1 protein-coding gene is annotated in these 251 nt (G+C 63.3%); it reads right to left on the bottom strand.

Features of this window, described 5'->3' with window-relative positions:
• The coding region (locus CH341_RS33020) for an EamA family transporter (RefSeq protein WP_146604813.1) at positions 1–251 on the bottom strand (251 nt) is incomplete at both ends.

The following is a 251-nucleotide window of genomic DNA, read 5'->3' as shown; positions in this document are numbered from 1 at the left end:
GACGGAGATCGTCAGGGCTACCACGGGGAAGAGGACGGTCATATAGGCGGCCCGCTCGGGGCCGAGGCGATGGACGACCATGAGATAGGCCGTGAAGCCGATCACCGAGCCAGGGATCGCGAGATAGACGAGCGATCCGACATAGACCGGCGAGGGATCGAACTCGAAAGGAACGCCTTGCACGAAGGCGACCAGGGACACGATCGCGGCACCGTAGAGCATTGCCCAGGCGTTCACCGAAGCGACCTCCA

It is taken from the genome of Rhodoplanes roseus (assembly GCF_003258865.1).
In the GTDB taxonomy this organism is placed as follows: domain Bacteria; phylum Pseudomonadota; class Alphaproteobacteria; order Rhizobiales; family Xanthobacteraceae; genus Rhodoplanes; species Rhodoplanes roseus.
The sequence above is the reverse complement of the archived record's forward strand: the minus strand, read 5'-3'. Positions and strand labels throughout refer to the sequence as shown.